At 63.0% G+C, this 16,560-nt stretch carries 15 protein-coding genes; 5 read left to right on the top strand and 10 right to left on the bottom strand.

Features of this window, described 5'->3' with window-relative positions; translation table 11 throughout:
- Nucleotides 1-29: 29 nt before the first annotated feature.
- From FKL89_RS19900 to FKL89_RS19880, 5 genes are all read right to left on the bottom strand, one after another.
- Nucleotides 30-638, bottom strand: coding sequence for a Maf family protein (locus FKL89_RS19900; RefSeq protein WP_156864445.1), 609 nt, complete (start codon nt 636-638; stop codon nt 30-32).
- 28 nt (nt 639-666) lie between these two features.
- The gene (gene rlmH / locus FKL89_RS19895) at nt 667-1,137 is read right to left on the bottom strand and encodes a 23S rRNA (pseudouridine(1915)-N(3))-methyltransferase RlmH (protein ID WP_156864444.1); all 471 of its coding nucleotides are present in this window, start codon (nt 1,135-1,137) and stop codon (nt 667-669) included.
- 28 nt (nt 1,138-1,165) lie between these two features.
- Nucleotides 1,166-1,783, bottom strand: coding sequence for a ribosome silencing factor (rsfS, locus tag FKL89_RS19890; protein ID WP_156864443.1), 618 nt, complete (start codon nt 1,781-1,783; stop codon nt 1,166-1,168).
- Nucleotides 1,770-2,492, bottom strand: a complete 723-nt coding sequence (gene nadD / locus FKL89_RS19885; RefSeq protein ID WP_238363441.1) for a nicotinate-nucleotide adenylyltransferase — start codon at nt 2,490-2,492, stop codon at nt 1,770-1,772. The genes rsfS and nadD overlap by 14 nt, the downstream gene beginning before the upstream one ends.
- A gap of 270 nt (nt 2,493-2,762) precedes the next feature.
- Complete coding sequence (locus tag FKL89_RS19880; RefSeq protein ID WP_156864442.1) at nt 2,763-3,071, bottom strand: hypothetical protein; 309 nt, start codon at nt 3,069-3,071, stop codon at nt 2,763-2,765.
- Nucleotides 3,072-3,365: 294 nt separating this feature from the next.
- Here FKL89_RS19880 and FKL89_RS19875 point away from each other — a divergent pair, with 294 nt between their 5' ends.
- The 3 genes from FKL89_RS19875 to FKL89_RS19865 all read left to right on the top strand — a co-directional run bounded on the left by FKL89_RS19875 (nt 3,366) and on the right by FKL89_RS19865 (nt 8,569).
- Entirely contained in the window at nt 3,366-4,385 is a 1,020-nt protein-coding gene (locus FKL89_RS19875; RefSeq protein WP_156864441.1) for a LysR family transcriptional regulator, read from the top strand.
- 65 nt (nt 4,386-4,450) lie between these two features.
- Nucleotides 4,451-5,914, top strand: a complete 1,464-nt coding sequence (locus tag FKL89_RS19870) for an NHL repeat-containing protein (RefSeq protein WP_156864440.1) — start codon at nt 4,451-4,453, stop codon at nt 5,912-5,914.
- A gap of 468 nt (nt 5,915-6,382) precedes the next feature.
- A complete protein-coding gene (locus tag FKL89_RS19865) occupies nt 6,383-8,569 on the top strand; it encodes a TonB-dependent receptor plug domain-containing protein (protein ID WP_162527605.1) in 2,187 nt (728 codons plus the stop codon).
- A gap of 55 nt (nt 8,570-8,624) precedes the next feature.
- Here the strand turns inward: FKL89_RS19865 and FKL89_RS19860 are convergent, their stop codons facing one another.
- From FKL89_RS19860 to FKL89_RS19840, 5 genes are all read right to left on the bottom strand, one after another.
- Entirely contained in the window at nt 8,625-10,175 is a 1,551-nt protein-coding gene (locus FKL89_RS19860; protein WP_238363440.1) for a PQQ-dependent sugar dehydrogenase, read from the bottom strand.
- Between the two features lie 344 nt (nt 10,176-10,519).
- Nucleotides 10,520-11,953 (bottom strand): APC family permease, encoded by a 1,434-nt coding sequence (locus FKL89_RS19855; protein WP_156864438.1) that lies wholly within the window; start codon nt 11,951-11,953, stop codon nt 10,520-10,522.
- Nucleotides 11,954-12,016: 63 nt separating this feature from the next.
- Nucleotides 12,017-12,811, bottom strand: a complete 795-nt coding sequence (locus FKL89_RS19850) for an SDR family NAD(P)-dependent oxidoreductase (protein WP_156864437.1) — start codon at nt 12,809-12,811, stop codon at nt 12,017-12,019.
- A 58-nt stretch (nt 12,812-12,869) separates the two neighbouring features.
- Nucleotides 12,870-13,994 carry a DUF2855 family protein gene (locus tag FKL89_RS19845; protein WP_156864436.1) on the bottom strand — a complete coding sequence of 375 codons (1,125 nt, stop codon included), beginning with the start codon at nt 13,992-13,994 and terminating at the stop codon, nt 12,870-12,872.
- Between the two features lie 12 nt (nt 13,995-14,006).
- Complete coding sequence (locus tag FKL89_RS19840; protein WP_162527604.1) at nt 14,007-14,744, bottom strand: sulfite exporter TauE/SafE family protein; 738 nt, start codon at nt 14,742-14,744, stop codon at nt 14,007-14,009.
- Nucleotides 14,745-14,922: 178 nt separating this feature from the next.
- On the opposite strand from FKL89_RS19840, the gene FKL89_RS19835 reads away from it, so the two are divergent.
- Both FKL89_RS19835 and trhA read left to right on the top strand, forming a co-directional pair.
- The gene (locus FKL89_RS19835) at nt 14,923-15,750 is read left to right on the top strand and encodes a formate/nitrite transporter family protein (protein WP_156864434.1); all 828 of its coding nucleotides are present in this window, start codon (nt 14,923-14,925) and stop codon (nt 15,748-15,750) included.
- A gap of 117 nt (nt 15,751-15,867) precedes the next feature.
- The gene (gene trhA / locus FKL89_RS19830) at nt 15,868-16,554 is read left to right on the top strand and encodes a PAQR family membrane homeostasis protein TrhA (protein ID WP_156864433.1); all 687 of its coding nucleotides are present in this window, start codon (nt 15,868-15,870) and stop codon (nt 16,552-16,554) included.
- Nucleotides 16,555-16,560: the final 6 nt, after the last annotated feature.

Here is a 16,560-nt window from a genome sequence, read left to right as displayed (position 1 = left end):
CGGGGGTGCGGGGCGACGAATGCGGCGATCTACAAAACCTTGATGCCGAAGCGCGAGAGTAGCATCGAAGTTTCGAACAGCGGAAGCCCCATCACGCCTGAGTAGCTGCCTTCCAGCCGCTCGACGAAGATGCCACCGAGGCCCTGGATGGCATAGGCGCCAGCCTTGCCCATCGGCTCGCCGCTGGCAATGTAGGCATCGATTTCGGATTCGACCAGGTCGCGAAAGCGTACCCGCGACACGCAGGTGTCGTGCAGCATCTGTTTGCCGTCGGTCACCGCCACGCAGGTCAGCACCTCGTGGCGGGTGCCGGAGAGCAGCTTCAGCATGCGTTTGGCGTCAGCTGCATCGGCAGGCTTGCCGAAGATGGTGCCGTTGAACACCACGATGGTGTCGGCGCCGAGCAATGGCATTGACGGCAGCGCGCGCTGGCGGGCGCGCAGCACGCCGATCTCGGCCTTCATCTTGGCCATGCGCTCGACGTAAATGAACGGGTTCTCGCTGGCCAGCGGCGTTTCGTCAACATCGCGGGTACGGTTGTTGTCCTCACGCAGCAAGACGGTCTTGCAGGCGATGCCCATCTGCTGCAGCAACTCAAGACGACGCGGACTCTTTGAAGCCAGATAGATTTCGTTCATGCAGCGCAGCAAACCGGATCGGTTTGCCCTAATCGCGGTGATAGGGGTGACCAGACAGCAAGCTTATCGCACGATAGAGCTGTTCGACCACAAAGATACGGGCCAGACCATGCGGCAGTGTCAGCTTTGACAAGCCAAGCCGGAAATGGGCACTGGTTTTGAAGTCGGCATCCAGCCCGTCAGCGCTACCGATAACAAAGGCGGCCGATGGTGCCTCGCGCGCCCAGCCCTGCAGGCGCTCGGCGAGCGCCCGGGTGGTGAGCTGCTCGCCGCGCTCATCCAGGGCGATGGTCAGCGCCTGCCGCGGGATCTGCGCACGAATGCGCTCGGCTTCGGCAGCCAGCACCACTTCGGTGCTGCGGTTGGCGGCGCGCTTTTCCGGTTTCAGCTCGGCCAGTTCGAACGGCCACTCCGGCGGAAAGCGTTTGCTGTAGTCGGCGACAGCATCGTCCACCCAGCCCGGCTGGTTATGGCCGAGCGCGATCAGCTTGAGCTTCACTGGTCAGCCGATCTGCGCGACAACTGGCTCAGGCGGCTCTCTTCTTTGCTGCCGACCTTTTGGCGGCGGGTTTGCTGGCGGGTTTGGCTGCAGGCTTTGCTGCGGGTTTCTTTGCAGCAGGCTTGCGGGCGACCGGCTTCTTCGCGGCGACCTTGACGGCCGGCTTTTTGCTGGCGGGCTTTTTGGTCGCTGGCTTCTTGGCGGCGGGTGTTTTGGCTGCCGGTTTGCGGCCTGCGGGCGCAGCCTTCGGTGCGGCGGCCTTCGCTGGCTTTTGGCTTGCAGCTGGCTTGGCGGGCTTCTCGGCCTTCGGCGGTTTCACCGGCGTCGGCGGCGTCCACAGCTCTTCCAGGTTGTACAGCGCCCGGGTGGTTGGCAGCATGATGTGCACCACCATGTCGGCGCAGTCCACCAGCACCCATTCACCGCTTTCCTCGCCTTCGGTCGAAATCACGTGGCCGCCAGCGGCCTTGACCTTGTCGGACACGTTGCGCGCGAGGGCCTTGGTCTGGCGCGCGCTCTCTGCAGTAGCGATGATCAGCGTGTCGTAGATCGCTGTCAGCGTGCGGGTGTCGAGGACGGTGATGTCGCGGGCCTTGATGTCTTCGAGGGCGGCGACGGCGGCTTTCTGAACTTTATTGAGGCGCAAGCGGTGGGTGCTCCGGCTGGTATAGCTGATGGGCACGAATATAGGTCAGCACCGACGGGGGGAGCAACGAAGTGAGCGCTTCATCACCTGCTCCAGCGGCGATTTTGTTGCGGATTTCCGTCGCCGAGACAGCTTGCGGCGCCACGGTGTGCAGGTAGAGGCTGCCGTGTGTCGTGTCCGTTAGCGCCACCGGTTCACGCGCGAGGCGCGCCTGCCACACCGGCGCCAGCGCGGGCGACAGCACATTCGCCACCGGGTAGCCCGGCCGGTTCAGCACCACGAAATGCGCCAGCTCAAAGAGCTGCGGCCATTGATACCAGCTCATCAGGTGCTGAAAAGCATCCACGCCGATCAGCCACAGTAGCGGCCGGGCGGGGAACTCGGCACGCAGCGACTGCAGCGTCAGCACCGTGTAGCTTGGCGTGTCACGGCGCAACTCGCGGTCATCCACGGCAAGCGTGCCGCTACGGTCCTCGGCCACCGCCAGGCGCAGCATCGCCAGCCGGTCAGCCTCGCTTGCCCCCGGCGCCTTGCGGTGCACCGGCGTTTTTGACGGGATCAGCCGCACCTCCGTCAGCTTGAGCGCGTTGGCAGTGTCGAGCGCGACGCGCAGGTGACCCCAGTGCACCGGATCGAAAGTGCCCCCGAACAGAGCGAGCGGACGGTTCCCGGCTTGCATGGGGGGCGAAACGTCAGGCGCGGTGGTCATGTGGGCAGTCTACGTGCACCCCCGGATGGCCAGCAGCTTTTTGGCTGAATCCTTATTTGATAAGGGCTGGCAGCCGGAAAACACCTCTAGTCAACTTGTGCCGAAAATGATGATTTAGCCCATTGCCAATGGGGCTTTCAATAAAAAGTCGTTGGCCTCAGGCTGCCTGCAGCCGGGGCGACGTTACCGCCGTGTTGTTGCAGTTGCTGCGGTGATGTCCGCCAACAAAAAACGCGCCCGAAGGCGCGTTTTCATTGGGCAGAAGGCAGATTACTGCGCGCCGCCAACGTAGGTCAGGCGTGCCGCACGAGCTTCGTTGCTGGCGTTGTAAGCGGCGGTCTCGGCGCGAACTTCGGCACGGGTACGGCCGTCGGCCTTGCCAACAGCGGCCGGCGTCACTTCATCGCTGCGCGGCGTGCTGCGTGCACTGGCGACAACGCCGGCGCGGACGGTGCTGCGGGCCGAGCTTTGCGCGATCTGCACTTCCGGGTTACCGGCAGTGGCGGTGTAGTCCGACGCGAACACCGAGCCAGCGGCAGCAGCGAAGAGGGTAGCGATCAAAACAGATTTCGTATTCATGATGAGGTTTCCTTCGAGGAGTTGGTTTGCTTTCGAATTGGCCGGGGGCTTTTGCCACCGGTCCTCGGCGCGGCACCGGGGGCCTGTTCAAGCGGTTCGCTGTCTTCCTGTCGGAGGGAGCCGCTTGAACAGGCTCTTGTTGTCGCGTCGATGGAATGAATGTTAGGTATTGCCAAATCACAAATAAATAGCGTTCAATTGAATTGTTTATTTAATTTTCGGCAATAATTATCGGGAACTTTCCGCGACCAACGCGGCTCGTTCAGCCAAACCCGTTGCAAAGGCAGCCATCCCATGGACCAACTCCGCGCCATGCGCGTCTACGCCAAAGTCGTTGATGAAGGCAGCTTCACCAAGGCTGCCGACAAGCTCGACCTCGCACCGGCCGTCGTCACCCGGCTGGTGGCCGAGCTGGAGGAACACCTCGGCGTGCGCCTGCTCAACCGCACCACGCGCAGCCTCGCGCTCACGCAGGCAGGCGAGCGCTACCTGGAGCGCGTGCAACGCATCCTTGCCGACATCGAAGACGCCGAGACTGCGGCCAACCTCGAGACCGCCGAGCCGCGCGGCGTGGTGCGCGTGCTCGCCTCACCGGCGTTCACCGTGCACCAGCTCGCCAAGCATCTGCCGCGGCTGCGCGCGCAATACCCCAAGCTCACCATCGAGCTCACCGTGCAAAACAGCGTGGAGGCGGTGGACGACAGCCACGACATCTCCATCCTCACTCTCAAGCAGCCGCTGCAGACGGGCAACTTCGTCGCGCGACTGCTGGCGCATTCGGAGATGATCACCTGCGCCACGCCGGCCTATCTCGATCGTTGCGGTCGCCCCAGTGACCCAAAGGAGTTGTTCGGCCATGAATGGCTGCTGCCCTTCTCACCCGACGGCAACAAGCAGACCACGTTCGAGCCCTGCCCGTTGCGCTCCGCCATCCATCGTGCCGCCGGTGAGAAAGGCCGCAAGCCGGTGACGCTGGAGCAGCCGCCGATGGCGTTATCCACGGCGCACTGGGACACGCTCTATCACGCAGCCCTTGCAGACATGGGCATCACCGCCCTGCCCTCCTTCGTCGTCGAGGACGCGCTACGCGGCGGCCGCATCGAGCGCGTGCTGCCCGAATGGCGCGTGATGACCACCAGCATCTACGCCGCCATGCCCACCCGCATGCACATCCCCGCCCGCACCCGCGTGTTCCTCGACTTCCTGGTTGAAACCTACGGCGGCGTCGCCCGCGATCCGTGGCTACGCTCCATCGAAGCAGCGGCGCAGGCGGCGAATGATGAAGGCGTGTTGGCGCGGGTGGGGAGTGATTGAACTGGTAGAGGGGATCATGCACTCGAGTAAATTTGAGCCTTAGCGTTGCAAAGGATCGTCGCGATATGTTTTCCGACTCCAAGTCATGGTTTTCTGCGCTGCTACTTTTCGCTTCTATCGCGAGCGTAGACGTGAATGCGATCCCGGGCGATCTTGACGGAACGTGGGCGACCAACGGCAAAGCCACCTTTGCGGTGGGCACCCCGCCGGCGGGCGATCTAGCAAATGCCTTGGCGCTCCAATCCGATGGAAAGACTGTCGTTGCCGGACAATGCAATGGTCCCCTCAATCAGGATTTCTGCGTTGTCCGACTCAACACCGATGGAACAATAGATACGACCTTCAACTTCGTGGGTAGCGTTGTCACGCCGATAGGCTCTCTCGATGACCGTGCGTCGGCAGTAGTAGTGCAGCCGGATAGCAAGATTGTTGCGGTTGGGTCCTGTATCCGAGCGAACACGTCAGACATGTGTGCAGTGCGGTACATGGCCAACGGCGCCCTTGATCTCTCGTTCAGCGGTACGGGTAAGGTGATTTTGAACACACCAAACGGAAGTGGCGCTACATCCGTTTCGCTCCAATACGACGGAAAAATTCTCGTCGGCGGGTGGTGTGGTCCGTCTATTGCTTTTTGTGTCGTCAGATACACGTCGGACGGTCAATTGGACAACTCGTTTGGTTCGTCTGGACAGGTCACAATGTCATTGGGAGCCGGAGTGTCTTGGCTCTCATCTGTGGTCGCATTGTCGGACGGGACAATCGTGCTCGCTGGCTACTGTTACGAGGGGTTTTGTTTGGCGCGGCTCGACGCTGGCGGTAGTCCCGACAGTTCCTTTGGAATACAAGGCAAAGTGGTGACCCCTGTTGTTCTCAACAATGGCCGTGCTACGGCGGCGACCGTTTTCCCTGACGGCAAAATTTTGGTTGTCGGGTACTGTACCAGCGCCTTTTTCTTCAAATTTTGTGCAGCGAAATACAACGCAGACGGCTCCCTAGACATAAGCTTTGCATCAAGCGGTGTGGCGAAGCTCGCAATGGTTAGCGGCCACGCTGTTGCTAACGCAGTCGCGCGTTTACCTGACGGCAAGATATTGCTCGCTGGCTACTGCTACAACGGGGCGAACAACGACATCTGCGCCGCCCGTCTCAACGGCGATGGATCGTTCGACCAAAGCTTTGGTTCTGGTGGTTGGGTGGCATCACCAGGAGTGCAGACCGAAGAACAAGGAAACGCAGTCGTCTTGCAGCCCGACGGAAAATATCTGATCGCTGGAACTTGCGTTGGTGGCATGTGTGTGACAAGACACGTTGGCGGGCCACAAAGCTACGAAGACTGCAAGGCGGATCTCGACGGCGACGGACTGGTTCTTGCAACGACAGACGCATTAATATTTGCACGAGTAGCGCTAGGCCTCACAGGCCAGGCGGTCGTCGCGGGCATCGACTTCCCCACAAACGCCAAGAGAAAGACTTGGCCACTCGTGCGGGCATATCTAAACGCCAACTGTGGCATGCGATTGCGCGACTGAGCTAGCGAGCGTTGATATGCGAAGCGCCATCCGCCAATGGTCGTAGCCATGTCGACTCAAATTGAAACGGGCTCCTGATCGCCACACGATGCCCAAGCCCTTCCGCCTGCGCGCTCGAACGGCAACTACAGGGGTCAGGCTGAGCTAACCCTAGCCCCTTCCGTCTTTGTTCGCTACTAGCGCCACGGTTCTGAATGCCGCGCTGAGCGGCTACTATTCGTGCGCGGTACGCATTCCGCAGCAGCGCCTGCTGCGGCCCAATGTGTGTGCGGCGTCTGTTGCCTCGCTGAGTCGACTGCTGTTAGTGGCGTTGACTCGTCGGGCGTCGCTTGGTGCCCGCCTGATCGCGAACGAAACATCAGCCTCTTGCGCGCGTTGCGTGTGAACTTTTTTCTATCCATGCCAGTGAATTCTTCTTCTCATACTCGCCGCCTTGTCCGCGCGAGCAACACAACCGGCGTAGCGGCTGTGTTGTCCGCCATTGCCTGCACGCAGATTGCCGCGCAGACCAACAACGAGTCACCGACGGAAACGCCGAACGCGCAGCGCATCGAGCGCGTGGAACTGAGCGCGCGCCCGCAGACCACGGTCGAACTTCGCCGACAGTCCACCGCAGCGAAGCAGATTTACGACGAAGAGGAGATTCAGAAATTCGGCGACGTGAGTGTCAACGATGTGCTTAAGCGCTTGCCAGGTGTCAGTCTCGGCGGCAGCGGACCAGCCCTTCGCGGCCTTGGCAGCTACACCCGCGTCCTGCTCAACGGCGAACCGGCGCCGCCCAACTTCGATCTGAACAATCTCAACCCGTCGCAGGTGAAGCGGATTGAGGTGGCCCGTGCGGCCACTGCAGATCAGACGGCAGAGGCGATTGGCGGCACCATCAACATCATCCTGAAGGAGCCGCCGCGCTCGCGCACGGTCGAGGCACAGGCGCGGGTGAGCTACCAGTACGACAACCCGGCCGCCGGATTCAACGTCACCTGGGGTGAGCGCATCCAGGGCAGCACTGCGTTCAACCTGCCGCTCTCCTACTTTGAGTGGAACAACTTCAACGCCGTGCGGACCACCACTACGGTTGCCGCAGCGACGCCGGCCGCTGGCGCCAGTACGCCGGCGGCCATTGGCACCCGGTCCAGCGAGCAGCACCCCCACGGTCGCGGCTACAACTTTTCGCCATCGCTCAACTGGAAGATTGACGAGGCGAGCTCGCTCAACACCCAGGCATTCATCAATCAGGGCCGCTGGCACTGGAGTGACATCGCGACCGAGCGCCGCGTGATCTCGGGGCAGCCGGTATTCGCCGACGATTCGCGCAACTTTGGCAACTGGCTCAATGCGAGATTGGGTACGACTTACACCAACAGCTTCGATGGCGATCAGCGCCTCGAAGTGAAAGCCAGCGTGCAGTACAACGCCAACGATTTCACCGCCCGCGCGTTCCGCGACGGCGGCGAGCGTCGCCTGACCTACGGCGAAAGCAGAAACCCCTCGGTGAATCTGAGTGGTCAGTACTCGCGGCTGGTCGCCGATGCGCATACGGTGACTGGCGGCTGGAATTTCGAGTGGCGCGACTGGATTGGCCGCTCACGCACCACCGAGCTGGGCGTGCCCTTGTTGCCCATCTACGAAGACCAGGACGTTGAGGCACGGGTGTCGCGCTATGCGTTGTTCGTTCAGGATGACTGGGAGGTGAGCAAGCGTCTTGCTGCGTATGCGGGCGTGCGCGCCGAGCGCATCGAGACGCGGAGCAAGGGGGTCGGTGACCAACAGGATAGCGTTGCCGCCAGCGTTGTGACGCCGATGTTTCACCTGAAGTACAAGCTGGATGAAAAGGGAGAGCATCTGTTCCGCAGCAGCCTGACCAGTACCTTCAAGGCGCCGGAGCCCATGCAGCTGCTCGCTCGCCCGCAGGTGTCTTCGCTTTACACCGATCTGACCCGGCCCAACGACGCGCTGTCCGCCGACCGCATCGGCAACCCGACGCTCAAGCCCGAGCTGGCGACGGGGTTTGATCTGGCCTACGAGCGCTATTTCCCGGGCGGCGGCGTGGCGAGTGCCACGGTGTTCTACCGGCGCGTGCAGGATCTGATCCGCAATCGCACCACACTGGAGACGGTGTCGTGGGCATCGGTGCCACGTTACGTGACGCGACCGGTGAACTTCGACTCGGCGAACACCTTCGGCCTTGAGCTGGAAGCCCGCGGTCGTGCCGGAACGCTGTTGCCGTTTGCCTTCGATACCAAAACGCCATTGGACCTGCGTGCATCGCTCAATTTTTATGAGTCGCGGGTGCGTGGCGTGCCTGGTCCGGACAACCGCCTGGACCGGCAACAGCCGTGGTCGGCCACGTTCGGGCTCGACTACATGCTGACCGGCGTGCTGCCAGCCCCGATTCGCATGGGCGGCAGCCTGTCGTTCACACCCGGCTATCGAACGCAGCAAACGGCAGAACAGAGCATTGAGTTCGCCCGCTCGCGCAGCGTCGATCTGTATGCCAACGTGCCGCTGGGCCGGACGATGTCAGTGCGACTGGTTGCCAACAACGTGGCACCGCTGGCGAGCGAGAACACCACCGCGTATGGCCTGCAAAGCGCAACCTACACCGTGAGCAGGCCACGTACCTGGTACGGCATCATCTTGAGCGTCAAGGGCTGAGGCGCGTTGCCCGCTGGAGCGGGATGTCAGGTTTGCATGTGCCCGGTGGCGGGAGTCATCGCCACAGGCGCAGCAGCTGGCCGCTGTCGGTGGCGAGATAAATCCAGCCATCCGGCCCCTGCTTGACCACGCGGATGCGCTGGCCGAGGTTCTTCACGACCGTGACTTCTTCTTTCGCGACGAATGCGTTGCCGTTGAGTGTGATGCGCCAGAGCGTCGAGCCTGCGAGTCCGCCGGTGAAGGCGCTGCCCTGCCAGCCGAGGTCGGTGAATTTTCCGCCGTTGTAGAAGATGAGGCCGGAGGGCGCCGTGGATGATGGCAGCCAGGTGGTGGCCGGCTCTTCGTAGGTCGGTGCGTGCACGCCCCCGGTGCCGCCCGGGCGACAGGCGGGTGTGTTGGTACCGGCGCTGTAGGGGCAGCCATAGCTCACCAGCGGCCACCCGTAGTTGCGCCCCGGTTGCACAAAGTTGAGCTCGTCGCCACCGAGCGGCCCGTGCTCGGTGAGCCAGAGGTCGTCGCTGCCCGGCCGCATCGAAGCGCCCTGCGGGTTGCGGTGACCGTAGCTCCAGATTTCCGGCAGCGCGCCGGGGGTGCCGAAGGTCGGGTTGCCCGCCGGGATGGTGCCGTCACGATTGATGCGGATGACCTTGCCGAGGGTCTTGCCGAGGTGTTGTGCGTTGTTGCTGGTCGGTGCAGCGGGGTCATCGGTTTGCCGTTCGCCGAGCGTCACCATTAGCGTCTTGTCGCTGCGAAACGCGAGGCGCGAGCCGAAGTGACCATCGCCACCTACCTTGGGCGTTTGCCGGTAAATGACCTGGGCGTTGCTGATGGTCGCTGTGACAGCGTTCAGATCGCCACGCGCCACGGCGGTACCGGAGCCACCGCTGCCGGTCTCGGAGAACGTCCAGTAAATGCGTGTGTTGCTGCTGCCGTTGTAGTCGGGGTCGAGCGCGACATCGAGCAGCCCGCCTTGTCCGGCCGAGGTGAGATTGGGCAGTGTCGGATTGATGTCGGCGGACTTGCTGGCGCCGTCAGCACTGACGATGACCATGCTGCCGCCGCGCTGGGTGAACAGCATGCGGCCGTCGGGCAGGAATGCCATGCCCCACGGGCTGCTGAGCGTCGCCGGCAACTGCGTGACCACGGCGGGACCGGTGGCGTTGTTGGCGAACGCGCCGCCACAGGTGCCGTTCAGGTGCTGCCGGATCAGCGTCCATGTGTTGCGCGGCGGGGTGCCGGCAATCGCCAGGGTGGTCACGCCGGTGCCGGTCACACCGACCATCGCGCGCACCAGCATGAGCCCGTCAGACAGCGCCGTGGGCGCGTTGCCGCTGCCATCCAGACGCAGGCTGCGATCGGCAATCATGCTGTCGATGTGACTTTCGATCTGCGTGGCGCTGGTGCGCAGCCCGGCCGGGTTGACGGCATTGGCGACCAGCGCCGCACCGCCAAGGCCGAGCAGCCGGCGAACGATCAGCACGCCATCGGTGGCGGGGTTGAGCGCACCGTCCTGATCAATGTCGAAGTTGCAGGCGCCGTGCGCCGTGCTGGCGGCAAGGGCGGTGACGATCGCGAAGGTGATGTGCAGCAGATGGGCGCGGGTCATGTTTGCTCCCGAAGCGGGTTGAATTCCCCGGTGTGATGTCAGCGGTCGCTCACGCTACAGTGCGAGTGCAGGGCGTGGGCCGCTCGCCTGGAAGTCTACTGCACACAATGCCAATGTCATGGCATTTGGGCTGGCCTATTGGGCTGGCGGGAGACAAAGCGTTCACCAGTGAAAACCCGGTGCAGCTTCATCGCAGAATGCCCATTCAACAAGGGCTGAAGTAATCATTCGCCAACAAGTCGACTTTAAGGGAAATGCCTCGTCAAGCCCTGTGCTGTAAGGATTTCGGCGTAAGGCTGTTGCCGAAACACTCGGCCACGCCCTTCCACGCCCTTCTTGCAGCGTCAGCCTGTCTCTCCCCGGTTGGCAAGGCGCCGGTAGGCCAGGAATGCACCGACGGCGACCACCATCCACACCGCAAACACCTTGAACGTCACGGGGGACAGATCCTTGATGATGTAGAGGCAGGCAAGCACGCTCAGTGCGGGGACCAGATAGGGGCCAAACGGCACCCGAAAGCTTGCCGCAGCAATGTCGCCGCTGCGCATCGCGCGCTGGCGCATAACTGGCACAGCCATTGAGACGACGATGAACGCGACCAGCGTGCCCAGACTCACCATGTCCCACAGATAGCCGGAGTCGACCAGTCCGGCAACGATGGCGACCACCACGCTCACGATCACCGTGTTGGCGCCGGGCACCGCGGCGCGGCGACCAAGTCGCTGGAATAGCGGTGGCAGCAGGCGATCAATGCTCAGCGCGTAAAGAATGCGGGTCTGGCCATAGATGGTGACCAGTGTCACGCTGAACACCGAGATCACTGCACCGGCCGACAGCACCACCGCTGGCCACGCCTGACCGGTGACTGTTTTCAGAATCTCGGCGAGCCCCGCTTCCTGCCCGTCAAACTTTGCCGCCGGTTGCGCGCCCAGCGCGGTGACGGCCACCAGCATGTACACGATGGTCACAATCAGCAGCCCAAGCAGGATGCCGAGTGGCACCGTGCGCTTCGGGTTCCGCGTTTCAGCGGCGGCGGTGGCTACGGTGTCAAGCCCGATGAACGAGAAGAACACGGTGCCGGCAGCGGCGGTCACACCGGTCATGCCGCTGCTGTTGAAGAACGGCGTGAAGTTCTCGCTGCGGAATCCGCCCCATGCGATGACCGCGAAGAACACCAGCACCAGCAGTTTGAGCAGAACCATTCCTGCGTTGACCAGCGCAGATTCGCGGGTGCCGCGCAGCAGCAGGATGGCGCAAAGCACGACGAGAATGACCGGCGGCAGGTTGAAGTGGTTGAAATGAACCTCCAGCCCTGCCTTCCCTGCAACCAGCATCGGACTGCGCAGTGCCTCGGGGATGCTCCAGCCGAAGGCGTTGTCGAGGAAGTTATTCAGATAGCCCGACCAGCCGATGGCAGTGGCGCTTGCCGCGAGCGCGTACTCAAGCAGCAGGCAGGCGGCGACGACAAAGGCCACGAAATCGCCGAACGCCACCCGTGCGTAGGAGTACGACGATCCGCTCGCAGGTACCGAGGAGGCCAGCTCGGCGTAACAAAGCGCTGTCAGCCCCGCCGTGATCGCGGCCAGAATGAAAGCAACGATGACTGCTGGCCCCGCCTTTGGCACCGCCTCCGCCATCACGAAGAAAATGCCGGTGCCGACGGTGGCACCAACACCGAGCAGCGTCAGCGTCCAGAGCCCGAGCGAGGCGTCGAGCTTGTTGCCGGTGGGCGCAGCTGCAACTTCTGCGATCGCACTGACCGAATCAATTCCCTGCATGATGCCCCGCCTCCCGTGATCGCCGGACTCGCAACCGATAGCAAAAGTATGTAGTACACCGCTTCATGTTTTCGACGCAGCCGGTACGCGCGCCGCCCGACCGAGGTGGACGCCGGAATCGAGCAGCATCAGTTCGCCGGTGACGGTGCGCGCCCCCTCAATCAGCCAAGTGATGGCTTCGGCAACGTCTTCGGGCGTACAGGCCCGGCCCAGCGGTGTGGTCTGCTCATAACCGGCCTTCAGCTTTTCATAACCGTCCTGGCCGATGCCGTCGACGAACCAGCGTGAGGTGATCAGGCCCGGGCAGACGGCGTTGACTCGGATCTCCGGCGCCAGCTCGCGGGCGAGGTAGAGCGTCAGCGCGTTCACCGCGCCTTTGGACGCAATGTAGGGCACGGCCGATCCGATGCCGAGCGCCCCGGCAATTGATGACACATTGACGATGGCGGCGTTGGCCGATTGCTTCAGATGCGGCGCGCTGGCGCGCACCATCTGGAAGGTACCGATGGTGTTGACGGCGTAGATGCGGTTGAACACTTCGGTGTCGAGCACATCCCAGTTGGCAGCGCCGGTGAAGGTGCTGATGCCGGCGTTGTTGACCAGTGCATCGAGGCGGCCCCAGCGATCGATCACCGCTGCCACCATGGCCCGGCAGTCGTCGTCGCTGGCGACATCGCCGCGCTGCAGCAGGGTCTCGGCGCCGGCCGCGCGACAGGCGGCGTCGGAAGCGCGCGCCTCGGCTTCGCTCTTCGAGTAGTTGATCAGCACGTTGTAGCCCCGCTCCGCCAGCGCCAGCGCCGTTGCGGCGCCAACACCCGTCGCCGAGCCGGTGATGATTGCTACTTTGCGGTTGCTCATCTGCTTGCCTCCCATCAAACCAACAGTGCTGGTTGTATCAGGCGTGGACGCAAACCGCTCAGAGTTGTACGACAAAGCCCTCGTGCGGCTCGGCGCTGCCGTCCAGCAAGGCAGCCCACGCCACGGCGATACCGCCCGGCCCCGACAGCGTGACCGCTTCGAACGGCGGATGGTGTGGGCGGCAGAGCACCGCGCTGACGAAATCCCGCCATGCGCGGTATAGCCCGGCGTTGTATTGCTCACTGCTCAAACCACCCGGCGCCGAGGACACACGCACGCTGCCGTAATGTGGCGCCCAGAACTGCTTGGGTCGAGGCCCCGGCAGGCTTGCGTGCGGGGGCTTGAACTCGGCCCAGTGGGCGCGCCCGACCGAAATGCTGCGACGCAGCCGATCGCCATAGTGCTGGTGCAGCGCGTCGCGCAAGCGAGCGTCGCCAGCGACATCAATCAGCGTGACCTCCTCGCGGCGCAAGCCCACGCTTGCCTGCCCGTACGCCATCACCCGGTCATAGCAACCGAGGGATTTGACGAAGTCGAGGTGAGACGGCGAGGTCAAGCCCCACAAATCCGCCGCAGGCAAGGCGCGGCGCAGGCAGAACGCTGCACAGGCAGCGGTCTTGCTCGATGCCGCCGTGATGAGCAGCGGGCCGCTGCCGGTGGCGCCGCCAGTCGCCACGTAGTCGGCCAGCAGATAGCCGACGCCGAACAGCGGATAGAGCAGCGCAAACAGACGGTCGTCCATCGGCTCCGCCTGTTGCGACTGACCGCGGCGCAGAAAATAGTGCAGGATCGGCGCCGCATCCGCTCGCTCCGGCGTGGCGTCGAAAAAGCCCTGCGCCGAAATCGTGCCGGGCCGCAACACCAGATAGCTGCCCATCGGCAAGAAGCCGAATAGCCGCTCGCCGACGGTGATGCGATCGCAGCGCGATTCGACCACCTCGCCGAAGCCCCAGCCCGGGATGCAGCCCCAGGTCGGTCCGCTGACCGGAAACATGTGCCAGAAGCTGAGCTTGTCGCCATACAGCGCGCAGGTGACATTGTTGGCAGTGACCGCAAACAGGCACACGCGCAAGCGCACCTCGCCCACCGCCAGCGTGCGCTGCGCTGGCGCATCGGGGTCGGGCTGCAGCGAGGTGACGGCCGGATCGTCCCTGCGCACGCAGAAGCGGAAGGCTTCGCTCATCAAACGTGCCGGTTACTTCGCCAGCTCCCACAAACCACTGGCAAGATACACCGCGCCGACCACCAGCACCACGCGCCGCGTCCAGTTGCGGAAGTTGGCATCAGTCATCGCCTCCAGCACCTTGCGTGAGGCACTGGTGCCCACTACGGCGGCGACTACCAGTGCTGCGAGCAGCATCGGCGTCACCGCCTCGGTAGCGGAGGTGGCCACCCAGCCGAAGTAAGCAATCTTGGCGATATGGCTGAACGATTGTGTTGCTGCTTTGGTGGCGACAACCGCCTTGCGATCAAGCTTTGATGGTACGAAGAAGGTATCGAGCAGCGGCCCGGACACACCGGACAGCAGTTGCACGGCCACGCAGACAAAGCCGCAGAGCGCCGGCTGACCTGGCCGGTCAACGTTGAGTTCCAGTTGCCGTGGCAGCAGATAGGTCAGGAACGGTGTGGCGCCCAGTGCGATCAGTACCCACGGCCGGCTCAGCACCAGCGATACCAGCGCAAACAGGGCAACGGCGAGCCCCAGGCCGATCATGTAACCCACGACAATGCGACGGTCAATGAATTGTCGCCAGAGAATCGCCCGCCAGCCATTCGAGGCCAGCTGGGTAACGCCGTGCACGATCATCGCACTGCCGACGTTCATGGTGGCGAGCAGGATGCCCATCAGGATCATGCCACCGGCCATGCCGAGAATGCCGGAGATGAAGGACGTGGCAACCACTGCTGCCGACAGACCCAGTACCATCATCATCGCCATTGATCCCCCCGTTGCTTTCCGCTTGCGTTGTGTTTTTGTGCGCTGACGCCCAGCTCATCCGTCACCCACATCGTAGCGGCGATGGCCATCAACTGGCTGACGGGCGAGAATAGGCAGATGAGCGCCGCATGAGAGCTCTGGCGCGCCCGCCTACCATTGAGAGATTTTCGGCATGTCAGAACTGTACGGCTTCGACGCATTCTCGCCGACCGAGATTGCTGCCAAAGTGAACTCGATTGGCGTGGCCAAGGCGCGCTTGCCCGTCCTGCGCATGTTCATGCTGGCCGTGCTGGCGGGCGCATTCATCGCGCTCGGCGCGCTCTACTTCACCGTTGTGCGCTCCGATGCTTCACTGGGCTTCGCGGTTCGCCAGGTGCTTGGCGGCGTGGTGTTTTCGCTGGGCTTGCTGCTGGTGATCGTGGCCGGCGCCGAACTGTTTACCGGCAACAATTTGCTGGTGATGGCCTGGGCTGACGGCCTGATTTCGACCCGCGAAGTGTTGCGCAACTGGGCCATCGTCAGCGTCGGCAACCTCGTTGGGGCAGCCGGACTCGCGCTGCTGGTCTATCTGTCGCGGCATCCGGAAATGAACAGCGGTGCGATCGGCGAGCAGGTGGTGACCATTGCGGCAACCAAGCAGCAGATGCCATTCTGGACCGCGTTTTTCCGCGGTGCGATGTGCAACGTGCTGGTCTGCATGGCGGTGTGGATGGCACTTGCCGGTCGCAGCGTGATCGACAAGGCGGTCGCAATCGTGTTTCCGATCTCTGCTTTCGTTGCCGCTGGTTTTGAGCACAGCATTGCCAACATGTATTTTTTTCCGCTGGCGATGTTGCTGCAGGCCGACGGCGTCGGCGCCAGCGTGCCACCGGTGACGGTCGCCGGATTCGCCGGCAATCTGCTGCCAGTCATCCTGGGCAACATCGCCGGCGGCAGCGTGCTGGTCGGCCTTGTTTACCACTTGATCTATGGCAAGCCTGCCGGCCGCGAGCAGCGGTGATGCGTTTCAATCGGTGCCACCAATGCCGAATGCGAGACAATTTGCAGATGCCGTTCGCGCTATCGGGGGAATGACGCGGAGCAGGCAAGCCCCATTCCTTGCGCAGGACTGTTCGCGATGACCCTCACTACTCCCCCGATCCCCTCACCGTCCGTCAACAAAACGACCATCGATGAGCGTCCGCAGACGCTCGGCGAAGAAATTGCCAACAGTATCAGTCACGGTGTCGGCCTGGCTGGCGCGCTGGTCGCATTTCCGCTATTGGTCATCGCGGCTTCGCAGCGTGGTGACATCACCGGCATCGTTTCGGTCAGTGTGTTTGCCACGACGATGGTGCTGCTCTATCTCGCCTCGACGCTGTTTCATGCGTTGCCACCTGGTCGCGCCAAGCGGGTGTTTCAGGTGCTCGACCATTCCGCGATCTTTCTGCTGATCGCCGGCACCTATACGCCGTTCACGCTGGGCGTATTGCGCGGCGCGTGGGGCTGGACGCTGTTCGGTATCGTCTGGAGCATCGCCGTGGTCGGCATAGTGCTGAAGGCGTTGGGTGGCGTGCGCTACACGACCATCTCAACCTGGGCCTATCTGGCGATGGGATGGGTGGTGGTGATTGCAGCCGAGCGGGTGTGGACGCTGATGCCGGCCTGGGGCCTGTTCTGGCTGATTGCCGGGGGGCTGGCCTACACGCTTGGCGCGGTGTTCTTTGCGCTGGAGCGGATCCGCTACTTCCACTTTGCCTGGCATCTGTTCGTGATTGCAGGTACCGCTTGCCACGTGGTGGCAGTCGCGGCGTACTCCGGCTGATCTTCG

This window comes from Casimicrobium huifangae, from assembly GCF_009746125.1.
GTDB lineage: Bacteria > Pseudomonadota > Gammaproteobacteria > Burkholderiales > Casimicrobiaceae > Casimicrobium > Casimicrobium huifangae.
This window is presented reverse-complemented; position numbering and strand designations above follow the sequence as displayed.

Excerpts from the sequence above, each read along its gene's own strand:
- FKL89_RS19900 (WP_156864445.1), bottom strand. The coding sequence starts at position 638 with ATGAACGAAATCTATCTGGCTTCAAAGAGTCCGCGTCGTCTTGAGTTG.
- nadD (WP_238363441.1), bottom strand. The coding sequence starts at position 2,492 with ATGACCACCGCGCCTGACGTTTCGCCCCCCATGCAAGCCGGGAACCGT.
- FKL89_RS19880 (WP_156864442.1), bottom strand. The coding sequence starts at position 3,071 with ATGAATACGAAATCTGTTTTGATCGCTACCCTCTTCGCTGCTGCCGCT.
- FKL89_RS19875 (WP_156864441.1), top strand. The coding sequence starts at position 3,366 with ATGGACCAACTCCGCGCCATGCGCGTCTACGCCAAAGTCGTTGATGAA.
- FKL89_RS19870 (WP_156864440.1), top strand. The coding sequence starts at position 4,451 with ATGTTTTCCGACTCCAAGTCATGGTTTTCTGCGCTGCTACTTTTCGCT.
- FKL89_RS19860 (WP_238363440.1), bottom strand. The coding sequence starts at position 10,175 with ATGACCCGCGCCCATCTGCTGCACATCACCTTCGCGATCGTCACCGCC.
- FKL89_RS19855 (WP_156864438.1), bottom strand. The coding sequence starts at position 11,953 with ATGCAGGGAATTGATTCGGTCAGTGCGATCGCAGAAGTTGCAGCTGCG.
- FKL89_RS19850 (WP_156864437.1), bottom strand. The coding sequence starts at position 12,811 with ATGAGCAACCGCAAAGTAGCAATCATCACCGGCTCGGCGACGGGTGTT.
- FKL89_RS19845 (WP_156864436.1), bottom strand. The coding sequence starts at position 13,994 with ATGAGCGAAGCCTTCCGCTTCTGCGTGCGCAGGGACGATCCGGCCGTC.
- FKL89_RS19840 (WP_162527604.1), bottom strand. The coding sequence starts at position 14,744 with ATGATGATGGTACTGGGTCTGTCGGCAGCAGTGGTTGCCACGTCCTTC.
- FKL89_RS19835 (WP_156864434.1), top strand. The coding sequence starts at position 14,923 with ATGTCAGAACTGTACGGCTTCGACGCATTCTCGCCGACCGAGATTGCT.
- trhA (WP_156864433.1), top strand. The coding sequence starts at position 15,868 with ATGACCCTCACTACTCCCCCGATCCCCTCACCGTCCGTCAACAAAACG.